Below are 13,766 nucleotides of genomic sequence, written 5' to 3'. Positions count from 1 at the left end.
GTGTGTGCCTTGAGTGATTCGGCGGTCCGGTGCGTACGGGTGGGAGCAAGGAGTAACCCACCCCGCACCCAACGGCACGAGGATTCCGCATGAGGTCCCTGGAGAGGCATCGCGACGTCGCCGCGTACGCGCTCGGCGTGCTGGACGAGGCGGACGCCTTCCGCTTCGAGGATCACCTCATGGAGTGCCCCAGTTGCGCGGCACACGTGACGGAATTCGGCCCCGCGACCCGGCAGTTGATGCTGTACCGCCGCGCAACTCCCCGCTCCGTCCACCCCATGGCCAAGCCGGGTCCCCGGCTCCTGGACCGCCTGCTGGGCGAGGTGGCGGGACGCAACCGTACGGGCCGCAGGCGGCTGCTGTTCGGGCTGGCCGCTTCGGCGGCGGTGGCGCTGGCCGCACCGGGGGCCGTGATGATGGCGACGGACGACAGCTCGACGGCGCGACGGGTCTCGGCCACCGACGAACGCTCCGGGGTGTGGGCCCAGGTGACGGCCGAGAACGAGCCCTGGGGCACCCAGGTCGAGCTGAAGGTCAAGGACGGCGCGGGCCCCCGCTCCTGCCGGCTGATCGCCGTCGGCCGCGACGGCTCGGAACAGATGGTCACCAGCTGGACGGTGGCCCGCCACGACGCCCGCGAGAACACCATGATGGGCGCCGCCGCCTTCCACTCCGACGAGATCGACCGCTACGAGCTGCGCACCTCGGACGGGGAGCATCTGGTGACGCTTCCCTCCGCCTGACGCGTCGGCCTCTGTCGGCGAGCGGGCCGGGCACCCCGGGGTGACACTGCTGGGGACGCACCCGACAGGCCGTGGTCCCGACGAGGGGAGAGCAGGTGGGGACGCCCGACGCCGGCGACGGTCCGCTGGAGGAGTTCCTCGCCGATCCGGCGAACGCCGCGCTTGACCTGTCCACCGCCGTGGCCCGCTGCTCCAAGGCGCTGGGCCTGCAGCACTCCGTGGTCTACCTCGCCGACCTCCAGCAGCACCAGCTCGTCCCGCTCACCGACGTGGCCTCCGCGCTCCAGATCGACGGCTCGCTCGCGGGATGGACGTACCGCACCCAGTCCCTGCGCGTGGAGGAGTCCGAGAGCGGCGGTCTGACGGGCTGGTTCCCCCTGGTGGACGGCGCGGAGCGGCTCGGCGTCCTCGCGGTGCACGCACCGTCCCTGACCGCGCGGACCCTGCGCCGCGGCCGGACCCTCGCCACCCTCCTGGCCATGTTGATCACGTCCAAGCGGGCGTACAAGGACTCCTTCGTACGGCGCACCCGCTCCGAGCCGATGCAACTGCCCGCCGAGATGCTCCGCGCCTTCCTGCCGCCGCGCAACGATCGGCACCGCGCACGTCGTGTCCACCGGAGTGCTGGAACCCGCCTACGAGATCGGCGGCGACGCCTTCGACCACTCCCTCACCGAGACCACCCTGCACACCGCGGTACTGGACGCCATGGGGCACAACCTCGCCTCCGGACTGACGACCGCCGTCTCGCTCGCTGCCTTCCGCAACGCGCGGCGCACCGGGGCGGATCTGCCGGAGCTGGTGTCGTGCGTGGACGACGCGCTGGCGCAGTGGCTCCCGGACCAGTTCTGCACCGGCATCCTCGCCCAGCTCGACCTGGAGAGCGGCATGCTGCGCTGGAGCAATTGCGGGCATCCCGTACCGCTGCTGATCCGTGGCCGCCGACTGCTCGTGGACGCCATGGAGCACGAGGCCGATCCCCCCATGGGCCTGCCGGGCCGGTTCGCCGTGAAGCCGCGCCAGACCCACGAGATCGCCCTCGAACCCGGCGACAGGGTGCTCATGTACACCGACGGGGTCACGGAGGCGCGGGCCGCGGACGGCGGCGAGTTCGGCCTGACGCGGTTCGCCGACTACGTCATCCGGGCCACGGCGGCCGGCGAGTTGGCGCCGGAGACCCTGCGCCGGCTCATCCACTCGATCATCGACACGCCGAGCAACCGGCTGCGGGACGACGCGACGATCCTCATGTTCGAGTGGTGGCCCCGGGCCAACTGACGCTCCCCACCGGCTACTTGAGCAGCCGGGACAGTCTCCGGTCCGCCAGCGGCTTGCCGCCGGTCTGGCAGGTCGGGCAGTACTGGAGGGAGGAGTCGCTGAAGGAGACCTCGCGGATGGTGTCTCCGCAGACCGGGCAGGGTTCGCCGGTACGGCCGTGGACGCGCAGGCCGCTCTTCTTCTCCGCCTTCAGCCGGCCCGCCGCCAGGCCCCGGGAGCGGTCCACCGCCTCCGTCAGGGTCGTGCGCAGCGCCTCGTACAGGGTGCTCGTCTCCTCCGGCGTCAGCTTTGCCGCCAGCTTGAACGGGGACATCTTCGCCGCGTGCAGGATTTCGTCGCTGTAGGCGTTGCCGACACCGGCGATCAGGGACTGGTCCCGCAGGGCGCCCTTGATCTGGCGGCGCTCGTCCTTCAGGAGGGCTGCCAGGCGGGGTTCGTCGAAGTCGTCGGCGAGTGGGTCGGGGCCGAGGCGGGCGATGCCGGGGACTTCCTGCGGGTCCTGGACGACGTAGACCGCCAGGCGTTTCTGGGTGCCCGCCTCGGTCAGGTCGAAGCCCTCGCCGGTCTCCAGGGCCACCCTCAGGGCCAGCGGGCCCTTGCCCGGTTTGGGCGGGCCGTCGGGGAGGCGGTCCTTCCAGTGCAGCCAGCCGGCGCGGGCGAGGTGGGTGATCAGATGGGGGCCGTCCGCTGTGCCGAGGTCCAGGAACTTGCCGTGCCGGTGCACCGCGGTGACCTCGTGGCCCTCGAGGGCGGCCAGGGGTGGGTCGTACGTCTTCAGGACGCTGATCGCCACGGGCAGCACCCGGACGATCTCGTGGCCGACCAGGTGCTCGGTGAGGAAGTCCTTGAGCGCTTCGACCTCGGGGAGTTCCGGCATAGGTCCAGAGTGCCACCGGGGGCGGCTCAGTTCCGCCCCGGGACCATGAACTCGCACCACACCGCCTTGCCCCCGCCGCGCGCCTCCACCCCCCACACGTCGGTGAGCAGCTCGACCAGCAGCAGCCCTCGTCCGGAGACCCCGTCGTCGCCCGCCTCGCGGCGCCGGGGCAGGGCGCTGGAGGAGTCCTCCACCTCCACGCGCAGCCGCCGGTCGGCGCCGGTGAGGACCCGCAGGGTGACGATCGCGGAGCCCTCGGTGTGCATCAGGGCGTTGGTGATCAGCTCGTCGGCGACCAGTTCGATCTCGTCGGCCCGCTCGCCGGAGCCCCAGGCGCGCACGGCGGCGCGGATCATGTGCCGGGCCTGGGTGAGGGCCTCGGGGTCGCCCGGCGCCACATGCTGCTGGAGCCGTCCCCCGGCCTGCGGGGCGTCCAGGCCCCGGCGGCGCAGCAGAAGCAGCGCCACGTCGTCGTCACCGCCGCGCTCCTCGGCCACGTCGATCAGCCGGTCGGCGAGTTTACGGACGTCGTCCGGGCCGTCGGCAACCAGGGCCGTGAGCGTCTGCATGCCTTCGTCGAGGTCGAAGCCGGGCTGCTCCACCAGGCCGTCGGTGCACAGCAGCAGGGTGTGCCCCGGGTCGAGTTCGAGGGTGCGCACCGGATACTCCAGGCGCCCGAACTCGGCCGACAGACCGAGCGGCAGCCCGCCCTCCACGGCCACCCGCCGACAGGTGCCGTCGGGCTGCCGTACGAGCGGGTCGATGTGCCCGGCGCGCACCGCCTGGACCACTCCGGTGGACAGGTCGGCCTCGGCGTACAGACAGGTCGCGAACCGGTCGGTGTCCAGTTCGTGGAGGAAGACGGAGGCGCGGGCCATCACCGTCGCGGGGGTGTGTCCCTCGGCGGCGTAGGCGCGCAGCACGATACGGAGTTGGCCCATGACGGCGGCGGCGTGGGTGTCATGGCCCTGGACGTCGCCGATGACCGCGCCGACGCGGCCGCCGGGCAGCGGGATCAGGTCGTACCAGTCGCCGCCGATGTCCCGGCCGAGGGTGCCCGCGGCGGTGCCGGCCCGGTAGCGGACGGCGACGTCGGCGCCGGGGACGCTGGGGATGGTGCGCGGCAGCATGGCCTGCTGGAGGCCGGTGGCCAGGTCCTTCTCCTGCTCGTAGAACATGGCCCGTTGCAGGCTCTGCGCGATGCTGCTGCCGAGGGCGACCAGGACATTGCGCTCCTCGGAGGAGAAGCCGCGCCGGTCGCTGTAGAGCAGGCCCATGGCGCCGATCGGCCGGGCCTGGGCGATCAGCGGCAGATAGGCGGCCGAGGTGATGTCCAGGTCGGTGATGTGCGGCCACAGGATGGGATAGCCGTCGGCGAACTCCTCCGGTGACTCGATGAACCGCGGGGTGAGGGTCCGTACGACCTCGCTCATCGGATACGGCTCGTCGATCCGGGTGACCCTGGTGCCGGGGACGAAGCTGCCCGCCGGGCCCTCGGCGATCAACCGGATCCGGCCGGCTTCGACCAGTCCCATGACCAGGCTGGTGGCGCCCAGATGGGTGAGGCCGTGGGTGTCCTTCAGTACGTCGATGACGTCCTGGACCGTGCGGGCGTGTGCCAGCGCGGCGGTGGTGAGCTCGACGACGTTCGTCTGCCGGCGGCGTGCCTCGTCCAACTGGGCCTGGTCACGGCGCGCCGCGCTCTCGCTCAGCTCCTCGGTGGCGTCCCGGACGATGCCGATGATGCGGCGCGGACGGCCCGTCTCGTCGCGCCGGATGTAGCCCTGGGTGTGGGTCCAGCGCAGGTTGCCGTCGCGGCGGCGGATGCGGAAGTAGGCGCCGTAGTTCTCACTGCCGTCCTTCATCGCCTGGGCGACCATGGCGTCCAGACGGTATCCCTCGGCCCGTGGGACACGGACGGCGAGGCTCTCGGGGTGGCCGTCGTATTCGTCGGGGCGCAGGTCGAAGACCTCGTGGGCCTGGGCGTCCATGTGGAACAGGCCGGTGTCCAGGTCCCAGTCGAAGCTGCCCATGCGGTTGAGCGCCAGGATCGGATCCGGGTGGGCGGGCCAGTCGTCCGGGAGTGACAGGGCGCTCGCTCCCCGATCAACCATGGGCCCACCTTGCCAGGATTTGTCCGATTCTTCGACTGGGGAGGGTTGATCGAGGAGCGTGCCTTCAGCTCCTGACAACGCCCCTTCAGCTCCGGGCAGCGCCCCTTCAGCTCCGGGCAGCGCGCCGCCGGCTCCCGGCAGCGCGCCGTCAGCTGTCGAAGACATCCGTCGGGCTGCCGAAGATGCTGCCGGAGACGGAACGGTCCTCGGGATCATCCGGGATCAGTCCGCCGCCGTCGGGCACGTCGGGGGTGTCCGGCACGGCCTCGGGGCCGATCTCGTCCGTGGAGTCGAGGGAGGTCCCGGGCTCGTCGGGGACGGTGCCGCCGAAGTTGGGCACGGTCGGCTCGGTTCCGGTGTCCTCCTCCGTGGGCACGAGCGGGCTCTCCGGCTCGGTCATCGGCGGGGTGGCCGTGACGGTGGCGGTGGGACAGTCCGCCGATGCGGGCGGCTCGAGTGGTACGTCCTCGGTGGCGCCGGGCGTGACGGTGACGGTGGGGGTCACACAGTCGGTCGGTGTGCCCTCGGGCGTGGTGGAGCCCGTGCGCTCGTCGGACGGCTCGGTGCTCTCGTCGCTCGGGGTCAGGCCGTGGCCGTCCTGGCTCGGAGTGCTGGGCGTCGGAGTGCTGGGCCTCTGCGTCGGCTTCAGCGGTTCGGGACGGGGCACGGGCCGGTCGTGCTGGACGTCGTGGCCGATCCGCCGTTCGATCCAGGTGTTGTTGACGATGTTGATGATCGTGATGTTGGTGATCACCTGGGGTGCCGGGGTCACCACGATGACCTGCGTCGGACGGTAGCCGGACCACGCGCGGCCGCTGGTGGCGGGGCTGCCGTGCGTCGCCGCGGGCGGCTCGATCGGGTTGCCGCAGGCGCAGCGCACCCGCGGCACGCCCCGGTTGTCGACGAGGACGGCGGTGCCCGCCTGGAGGACGGACTGGTAGGTGGTCGCCCGCCCGTCGCGGTACCCGTGGTTGGTGACGTGGGTGTCGGCGCGCAGCACGACCGGGGCGAGGCCGCGCAGATAGTCCGGGACCCCGGACCGGGAGATGCCGACGGCCCCGGCGAAGGCGTGCGCCCTGCCCTGGTCGGCGGTCAGGTGGTCGATCTGCCGGTTCACATCGCAGCTGCCGACGCCTTCGGTGCCGCCGTACAGGCCGGGCGTGGACCCGGCGTAGGAGCGCACACCGTCGGGCTGCGGTGTTCGGGTGACCGGCGGCGGGGTAGCCGTTGAGGTGGCCGTGGAGGCCGTGAAGGGATCGGGTCCCTGGGCCGCGACCGGCTGGAGGAACAGTTCCCCGCTCGCCGCGGCGTCCTTGTCGCCTCCCGATCCGCAGCCGGCGACAAGGAGCGCCGCGCAGGCCGTGACCAGGATCCCTCTGGGTGTTCGCACCACGTTCTCCCGCCTCTTCTCGGGCAGTTCGTCACTATTGTCTGCTTCACCCACTTGGGTTACGCAACCGGAGACATACAGAGAGTGACCGGACGATGGAGGCTGTCAGCGGCACAAACGGCTTCCGGCAGGACAATGGACGAAGGAGCGCAGGCCGTGGAGTGGTTCACCGCACCCGAATACTGGCTGAGCCGGCTGGTCTTCCAGCGGGCCCTGGCCGGGGTGTACCTCGTCGCGTTCCTGACGGCGGCGCTCCAGTTCCGTGCGCTGATCGGCGAGCGGGGCATGCTGCCCGTCCCCCGCTATGTGGCGCAGGTGCCGTTCAAGGCGGCGCCGAGCCTGTTCCACTTCCGCTACTCGGACCGCTTCTTCGCGGTGTGCGCCTGGTCGGGCTGCGCGGTGTCGGCGGCACTGCTCGCGGGCGTCGACGGACTGCTCCCGCTGTGGGCGGGCATGCTGCTGTGGCTGGTGCCGTGGGCGCTGTATCTGTCGATCGTCAACGTCGGCCAGACCTGGTACTCCTTCGGCTGGGAGTCCCTGCTGCTGGAGGTGGGCTTCCTCGCCGTCCTCCTCGGCAACGACGAGGTGGCCCCGCCGATCGTCGTGCTGTTCCTGCTGCGCTGGATCCTGTTCCGCGTCGAGTTCGGGGCGGGCCTGATCAAGATGCGGGGCGACGAGTGCTGGCGGAAGCTCACCTGCCTGTACCACCACCACGAGACCCAGCCGATGCCCGGCCCGCTGAGCTGGTTCTTCCACCATCTCCCCCGGCCGCTGCACCGCGCCGAGGTGGCCGCCAACCACTTCACCCAACTCGTCGTGCCGTTCCTGCTGTTCACCCCGCAGCCCATCGCCACGGCCGCCGCGTCCCTGATGATCCTCACCCAGCTGTGGCTGGTGCTGTCGGGCAACTTCTCCTGGCTGAACTGGATCACCATCGTGCTGGCGGTCTCGGCGCTGCGGCTCCCCGACACGGCACCGTCCTCGGTACCGGACGCGCCCGCCTGGTACCTGGCCGTCGTCCTCGCGGTCTCCGCGCTGCTCCTCGCCCTCAGCTACCGCCCGGTCCGCAATATGATCTCCCGCCGCCAGGTGATGAACCGCTCCTTCGACCCGCTCCATCTGGTCAACACCTACGGCGCGTTCGGCAGCGTCAGCCGGGTCCGCTACGAGGTGGTGGTCGAGGGTACGGACGAGGACGTACCGCGTGAGGACTCCGACTGGCGGGAGTACGAGTTCAAGGGCAAGCCCGGCGATCCCCGGCACTGGCCCCGGCAGTTCGCGCCGTACCACCTCAGGCTGGACTGGCTGATGTGGTTCGCCGCCCTGTCCCCCGCCTACGCCGGTTCCTGGTTCGGCGCCATGGTGGAACGTCTCCTGGAGAACGACCCGGCCACGCTGAAGCTCCTGCGCCGCTCCCCCTTTCCGTCCGACGCGCCGCCCCGCTACATCCGCGCCCGTCTCTTCCGCTACCGCTACACGACTTGGCGCGAGCTGCGGGAGACGGGCGCGTGCTGGGAGCGGACATACGTGCGGGAGTACATGCCGCCGACCCGGCTGGCGCCGACGGCTCAGGGCCGCGAGATCCCGTCCGGGCCGTAGCGCCCGGCGCGTGCGGACCAGTCCAGGTTTCCGCGCATCCAGGCCTTCATCCCGGTGATCAGGGACAGCAGTGCCGTCCGCTCGCTGTCGGAGATCCGCGCGCGGCCGTTGTGCAGTTCCCGCTCAGCCGCCAGGAACTCCTGGACGTCCCGGGTGACACGGGCGTAGACGTGCCGTACCGCGTCCTGGAGGCTCATCGCGTGTTCCCGCTGGACGACGAGGACGCCGTTGTTGGTCTCCCCGATGGCCAGCTCCTTCTTCAGGGAGATCGCGTCATTGACCCAGACGACGACGTCGGCGGCCCGGTCGAACATCACCCGTAGAGGCTCGGTGTCGTGCAGGGCGGGCGGGACCTCCAGGCCTGTGGAGTACTCCAGGAGGTCCAGGCAAGGGGTGATGCCGCCCGAGGCCCGGCGCAGGGGAACGTAGTCGCGCAGGGCAGGCACATGGCCGGTGCGCCGGTTGGCCCCCTCGTCGCGGAACGCCGAGAGGAACTCCCTGACATGGGTGAGGAAGCGGGTCCGCCAGGCCGGGCTCTGCGCGGGCGCGACGCGCCGCCAGATGTGGGCCAGCGCCCGGGCCAGGCGGCTGAGTTCCTCGCGGTCCTGGCGCGCCCGGTCGTGATGGTCGTGGACACCGTGATGATCGTCGACGTCGTGATGGTCGTCGATGACGAACAGCCAGGCGAGCCAGGCCGCCAGCGGTGCCGCCCGGTCCGGTCGGAGTCCTGGATAGGCGCGGGCCAGCAGGTCGCCCACGCAGGCGTGGCGCAGCCGTTCGCGCGCTCCGGGAGCGTTCAAGAGGTCCTTCCCGGCCGCCCAGTCGACCGCCAGGTCGTCGAGCAGGCGCCGGTCCGCGGCGGGGCGGGACGGGAACGCGTAGAGGATGTGGCCCGGTTCGGGAAGGGTGTCCAGCAGGTCGAGACCGTCGATGCGGCCGGTCATGGGCGGGCACCCCTGGGCCGACGGCGTGCCGCCGGGGCGAGGAGGGTGAGCGGCGAGGCCACCATGTGCTGGACGTGCAGGAACCTCCGGTACAGCTCGGGGTCCGAGGGGATCCGGCCGAGGACGCGGTCCAGGCAGCGGCGGGCGAGGGCGGCGGTGACCGGGACGCGGTCGGTGCGCCAGCCCTGGTCGAGGCTGGTGGACAGATACCAGGGCAGCAGGAGGGTACGGGCGACTCGGCGCTGGAAGAGCGCGCAGGCCCGGTCCGGGGCGTGGCGGTCCAGTGTCCGGCCCAGCAGCCGCGCCTGGACGGCCGCGACGGTCATCCCGTGCCCGTACAGGGGGTTGAGCCCGCACAGCGCGTCGCCGAGGACGACGACACCGCCCGGCCAGGGGCGCACCCGGTCGTAGCGGTACCACTCTCCCCCGAGTCCGCCGTAGCGATGGACCGGGCCCAGTGGTTCGCAGTCCCGGACCGCGGTGCGGATGTACGGGTTCGCCAGGGAGGCCGCGTAGTCGGCGAAGCCCTCCGGGTCCGTGGGAGCCGTTTCGCCGTCGGCCCCGAAGAGGCAGACCAGCCACCGGTCGTCCTCGATAGCGACGACCACGCCGCCGCGCCGCGCGGTGGGCGCGAGAGTGGCCTGGATGGACGTCCGCAGATCCGGCCGGTCGACGGGGTCCCGCCGGTACGGGCGGGAGGCATACGAGAGCCTCCCGTCGACGGCGAGGACGGCCGGCCTGGGCACACCGATCTCCATCAGCCAGGTGAGCGCGCGACCGTGCCGGCCGGTGGCGATGACCACGAGGTCGGCGGTGCGCACGCCATGCACGTCCGTCCGCACTCCGGTGACACGGCCCTCGCGGACCAGCCCCTCCACCCGCGTCCCGTCGAGCACGGTCACCGTCCCCAGCGCCAGCACCCGGCGCCGTAACGCGGCCTCCAGCAGGGGACGGCTGTACGTCTGGGTCGCAAGGCCGGTCGGGACGCTGGGCGACCATCCCGCGGGGTACAGCATTGGCAGGCACCCGAAGTCGGTCAGGGGCGCGCCTTCCTTGGCCAACTCGTTGCGGAGCCCGGGGAAGAGCTCTTCGAGGGTGCGCGCGCCTCGGGCGAGCATGCCGTGGGGGTGGTGGCTCTGCGGGGTGCCCCTGCGGTGGGCGGGGCCGGAGCGGTCCGTGATGCCGTCCCGTTCGACGATGGTCACCTCGTCGAACCGGTCGGCGAGGACACGGGCGGTGACCAGTCCGGCGTATCCCCCGCCGACGACCAGCGCGCGGCTCGCGTCAGCCATGGTGTCCCGCCCGCCGTATCAGGCGCAGGGCGAGCCGTCGGGGCCGGTAGAACGCGGCCAGGGGGACCGGGCGGGTATCCGCGCCCGGCTCGCACCGTACGTCCCATCCGCCGACGATCGCCGCGAGCGCCAGGACGCATTCGCCCACGCCGTAGTCGTCGCCCACGCACTTGCGCGGTCCCGTGCCGAAGCCCGCGAAGGCTCCGCGCGGCAGGTCGGCGGTGCGCTCGGGGAGCCAGCGGTCGGGTGCGAAGGTGGCGGCGTCCTCGAAGATGCCCGTGTTGCGGTGCACCGGCACCGGGGTGATCACGACGGTGCTGCCCTTCTCCAGCAGGGTGCCAGCGAGTTCCACATCGCGTGTCGTCACGCGGGTGAACAGCCAGCCGGGTGGATAGAGCCGGATGGTCTCGTTGACGACGCGGTGGAGGGCGGGCAGGCGGGGGATGTCCTGCCAGCGGGCCGGACGGCCCGCCAGCACGGTGTCGACCTCGTGCTGCAGGGCCCGCGCGGCCTCCGGGTGCCCGGAGAGCAGATAGAGGGCCCAGGTCAGGGTGGAGGCAACGGTCTCGCTGCCGGCGGCGAGCACCGTGACGACCTGGTCGTGGATCTCCTGGTCGTCGGGGTCGGAGGCCATCAGGGCCGCCAGTACGTTCCCTTCGTCCCCCTCGGTGGACCGCGAGTCCTCGACGACCCGGTGCACGGTGTCGCTGAGGTGCCGCAGGGCCCGCCGGTGGCGTCGGTTGGCGGGAAGGGGCAGGTCGAGGACCGCGCGGGGCAGGAACATCTGCCGGAAGAAGCCGCTGAACGCGATGTCGAAGGAGTGCCGGATGCCCTCCACGACCTCCTCGTCCACTTTCGCCGCGAACAGCGTCCGGGTCACCGTGCGCAGCGAGAGGCCGTAGAGCGCGCTGTAGGCGTCGATGACCTGTTCGTCGCCCCAGGGCTCGGTGAGGGCGGCGATCTCCTCCTCCACCACGGCCCCGTAGCGCTCCAACTGCTGGTGATGGAAGGCGGGTTGCAGCATGCGCCGCTGGCGGCGGTGGTCCTTGTGGGCACAGGTGGCCACGCCGTTGCCCGCCATCGCGCGGGCCCGGTCGTAGTACTTGCCGCCCTTGTCGAAGGTGCGGTCGTCGATCAGCGTCTGCCGGAGCAGCTCCGGGTGGCAGGGTACGTACCCCGGGGTGACCCCGAGCCGGATCTCGACGAGATCGCCGTATTCGGGCAGGGAGGTCAGGAAGTCGATGGGGCTGCGCATCAGGGGCCAGATGTGTCCCAGGCCGGGAATCGCTCCGGGTGCTGTGCCTGTGGTGAAGGACATACTTCACTGAAGCCCCACCACCGAGCCCGAGCCAGCCCCGGCGCGAGGGCGTGCGGAGTGATCCGGTGCACGCGTCGCGGAGCGGCGCGCCGCGCCCTTCGTGCCGTGCGACACGGAAGGGACGGAGGAGTTCACACGCCGTAGACGCGGGACGCGGTCCGCGAGAAGACCGCTTCCCGCTCCGCGCCGGCCAACTGGCGTGTTGTTTCGAGCACTTCGCCGTACGGCGCGACCTGTGTGCACACCGGCCAGTCCGAGCCGTACATCAGGCGGTCCGGGCCGAAGGCGTCGAGCACTGTGTCGGCGTAGGGGCGCAGGTCGTCGACGGTCCAGGTGGCGGGGTCGGCCTCGGTGAGCAGGCCGGAGAGTTTGCAGACGGTGTTGGGGAGTGCCGCGAGGGCTCGGATGTCGCTCGCCCAGGGTTCGAGGGCGCCCGAGGCGACGGGCGGCTTGCCCAAGTGGTCGAGGACAAAGGTGAGTTCGGGTAGGGAGGCGGCCGCCTTGGTGCAGGCCGGGAGCTGGTGGGGCAGGACCACGAGGTCGTACGTCAGCCCTGCCGCCGCCACAGCGGCCAGACCTCGGCGTACGTCCGCCCGCAGCAGCCACTCCGGGTCCGGCTCCCCCTGCACCTGATGCCGGATGCCCTTCAGGTACCGCCCGCCGGGGAGTTCCCGCAGACGGGCGAGTTCCTCGGCGATGTCCGGGGCGGTCAGATCGGTCCAGCCCACCACTCCGGCGATGAGATCGTGTTCGGCGGCGAGGGCGAGGAACTCCGGGGTCTCCTCCCGCACGGTGATGGTCTGGACGAGGACCACGCGGTCGACTCCGGCGGCGTGCGCCTCGGGTGCGAGGTCGGCGACCGTGAAGTCGCGTCGGATCGGGCTGTCCCCGTCGATCCAGTCCTGGTCCCGTACGGACAGGTCCCAGACATGGACGTGTGCGTCCACTGTCATGGCAGCTCCCATACGACGGGCAGGCCGGCGTCCGCGCCCTCGCCGGAGTAGTCGTGCACCACGTCCAGCAGCTCGGCCATGCGTGCCTGCCAGGCCACGTTGACCGGGAGTTTCTCCAGCTCGGCGAGGAGACGGGCGTAGTCCTCGCAGTCCAGGAGGTGGAAGAGGTCGGTGCCGCTGCGCCAGATCGTCCAGGAACGGGCACCCGCCGCACGGATGGCGTCGGTGAGTTCGGCCGGGACCTCGTGGTGGGCGGCCTCGTAGTCGGCGATACGGTCCGGGCGGACCTTGGTGTGCAGGGCGACCCTCATGACGGCTGCTCCCTCAGCTCCTGCCAGAAGGCGGGCGGAATCGGAGTGGCGAACTGCTCTGCGCAGTCGTGGACTTCGGCCGCTGAACGGGCACCCACGAGCACGCTGGTGACCGCCGGATGCGCGGCGCAGAAGGCCAGGGCGGCGGCGCGCAGGGTGATGCCGTGACGCTCGGCGATCTCCTTCAGGCGCAAGGCCCTTGCCACCAACTCCTCCGGCGCCTGAGCGTAGTTGTACGTCGCTCCCGGCCTCGGATCCGCCAGCAGCCCGGAGTTGAAGGGCCCACCGATCACCACCGAGACGCCCCGCTCCTCGGCGGCGGGCAGCAGTTCGCTGAGCGCGCTCTGGTCGAGCAGGGTGTAGCGGCCGGCACAGAGCACCACGTCGACGTCGGTGTCGCGGACGAAGCGAGTCAGCATCTCCGCCTGGTTCATCCCCGCGCCTATCGCGCCGACCACGCCCTCGGAGCGGAGCTTCTCCAGCGCCGGATAGCCCTCGCGGAAGGCCTCTTCGGCGTGGTCGTCGGGGTCGTGGAGGTAGACGAGGTCCACGCGGTCGAGGCCGAGGCGTTCCAGGCTGGCGTCGAGGGTGCGTCGTATGCCGTCGGCGGTGAAGTCCCAGACGCGGCGGTGGGTGGCGGGGACGGCGAAGCCGTGGGCCAGGTCGCCGCCGCCCTCCTCCGACGGAACCAGTCGGCGGCCCACCTTCGTCGAGACCGTGTACTCCTCGCGGGGCCGCTCCCGCAGGGCCGCGCCCAGGCGGCGCTCGGAGAGGCCGAGGCCGTAGTGCGGGGCCGTGTCGAAGTAGCGGATGCCGTGTTCCCAGGCGGCGGCGATCGCCTCGTACGCCTGCCCCTCGGTCACCTCGGTGTAGAGGTTGCCGAGGGCTGCGGCGCCGAAGCCGAGCGGGGCACCGGCCTGCGGCGCAGGCTCGCCGAAGTCCAGCGG

General features: G+C 71.7%; 11 protein-coding genes and 1 pseudogene. 3 read left to right on the top strand and 9 right to left on the bottom strand.

Annotated elements, in window-relative coordinates; translation table 11 throughout:
• Positions 1–89 precede the first annotated feature (89 nt).
• Positions 90–743 carry a zf-HC2 domain-containing protein gene (locus tag OHT76_RS37515; protein ID WP_328875323.1) on the top strand — a complete coding sequence of 218 codons (654 nt, stop codon included), beginning with the start codon at positions 90–92 and terminating at the stop codon, positions 741–743.
• Between the two features lie 95 nt (positions 744–838).
• A pseudogene (locus tag OHT76_RS37510) lies at positions 839–2,021 on the top strand (PP2C family protein-serine/threonine phosphatase).
• A gap of 13 nt (positions 2,022–2,034) precedes the next feature.
• Here OHT76_RS37510 and OHT76_RS37505 read toward each other — a convergent pair.
• From OHT76_RS37505 to OHT76_RS37495, 3 genes are all read right to left on the bottom strand, one after another.
• On the bottom strand, positions 2,035–2,898 hold the full coding sequence (locus OHT76_RS37505) for an Fpg/Nei family DNA glycosylase (protein WP_328875322.1): 864 nt from the start codon (positions 2,896–2,898) through the stop codon (positions 2,035–2,037).
• A gap of 26 nt (positions 2,899–2,924) precedes the next feature.
• The gene (locus tag OHT76_RS37500) at positions 2,925–5,012 is read right to left on the bottom strand and encodes a SpoIIE family protein phosphatase (protein ID WP_328875321.1); all 2,088 of its coding nucleotides are present in this window, start codon (positions 5,010–5,012) and stop codon (positions 2,925–2,927) included.
• 148 nt (positions 5,013–5,160) lie between these two features.
• Positions 5,161–6,402, bottom strand: a complete 1,242-nt coding sequence (locus tag OHT76_RS37495) for a DUF6777 domain-containing protein (RefSeq protein ID WP_328875320.1) — start codon at positions 6,400–6,402, stop codon at positions 5,161–5,163.
• Positions 6,403–6,558: 156 nt separating this feature from the next.
• Between OHT76_RS37495 and OHT76_RS37490 the strand changes: the two genes are divergently transcribed.
• Positions 6,559–8,001, top strand: a complete 1,443-nt coding sequence (locus OHT76_RS37490; protein ID WP_328875319.1) for a lipase maturation factor family protein — start codon at positions 6,559–6,561, stop codon at positions 7,999–8,001.
• On the opposite strand, the gene OHT76_RS37485 is transcribed toward OHT76_RS37490, so the two are convergent.
• The 6 genes from OHT76_RS37485 to OHT76_RS37460 form a co-directional block, all read right to left on the bottom strand.
• Positions 7,971–8,945: a terpene synthase family protein gene (locus OHT76_RS37485; RefSeq protein WP_328875318.1), complete on the bottom strand. Its 975-nt coding sequence runs from the start codon at positions 8,943–8,945 to the stop codon at positions 7,971–7,973. The genes OHT76_RS37490 and OHT76_RS37485 overlap by 31 nt on opposite strands.
• Positions 8,942–10,237 carry an NAD(P)/FAD-dependent oxidoreductase gene (locus OHT76_RS37480; protein ID WP_328875317.1) on the bottom strand — a complete coding sequence of 432 codons (1,296 nt, stop codon included), beginning with the start codon at positions 10,235–10,237 and terminating at the stop codon, positions 8,942–8,944. The genes OHT76_RS37485 and OHT76_RS37480 overlap by 4 nt, the downstream gene beginning before the upstream one ends.
• Positions 10,230–11,492 (bottom strand): cytochrome P450, encoded by a 1,263-nt coding sequence (locus OHT76_RS37475; protein ID WP_328875316.1) that lies wholly within the window; start codon positions 11,490–11,492, stop codon positions 10,230–10,232. Before OHT76_RS37475 ends, OHT76_RS37480 begins: the two co-directional genes overlap by 8 nt.
• A gap of 194 nt (positions 11,493–11,686) precedes the next feature.
• Entirely contained in the window at positions 11,687–12,508 is an 822-nt protein-coding gene (locus OHT76_RS37470; protein WP_328875315.1) for an amidohydrolase family protein, read from the bottom strand.
• Positions 12,505–12,819 (bottom strand): L-rhamnose mutarotase, encoded by a 315-nt coding sequence (locus OHT76_RS37465; RefSeq protein WP_328875314.1) that lies wholly within the window; start codon positions 12,817–12,819, stop codon positions 12,505–12,507. The genes OHT76_RS37470 and OHT76_RS37465 overlap by 4 nt, the downstream gene beginning before the upstream one ends.
• Positions 12,816–13,763 (bottom strand): aldo/keto reductase, encoded by a 948-nt coding sequence (locus OHT76_RS37460; RefSeq protein ID WP_328876721.1) that lies wholly within the window; start codon positions 13,761–13,763, stop codon positions 12,816–12,818. Before OHT76_RS37460 ends, OHT76_RS37465 begins: the two co-directional genes overlap by 4 nt.
• Between the last annotated feature and the right edge of the window lie 3 nt (positions 13,764–13,766).

Origin of the sequence: Streptomyces sp. NBC_00287, from assembly GCF_036173105.1 — a bacterium.
Classification (GTDB): domain Bacteria; phylum Actinomycetota; class Actinomycetes; order Streptomycetales; family Streptomycetaceae; genus Streptomyces.
The sequence above is the reverse complement of the archived record's forward strand: the minus strand, read 5'-3'. Positions and strand labels throughout refer to the sequence as shown.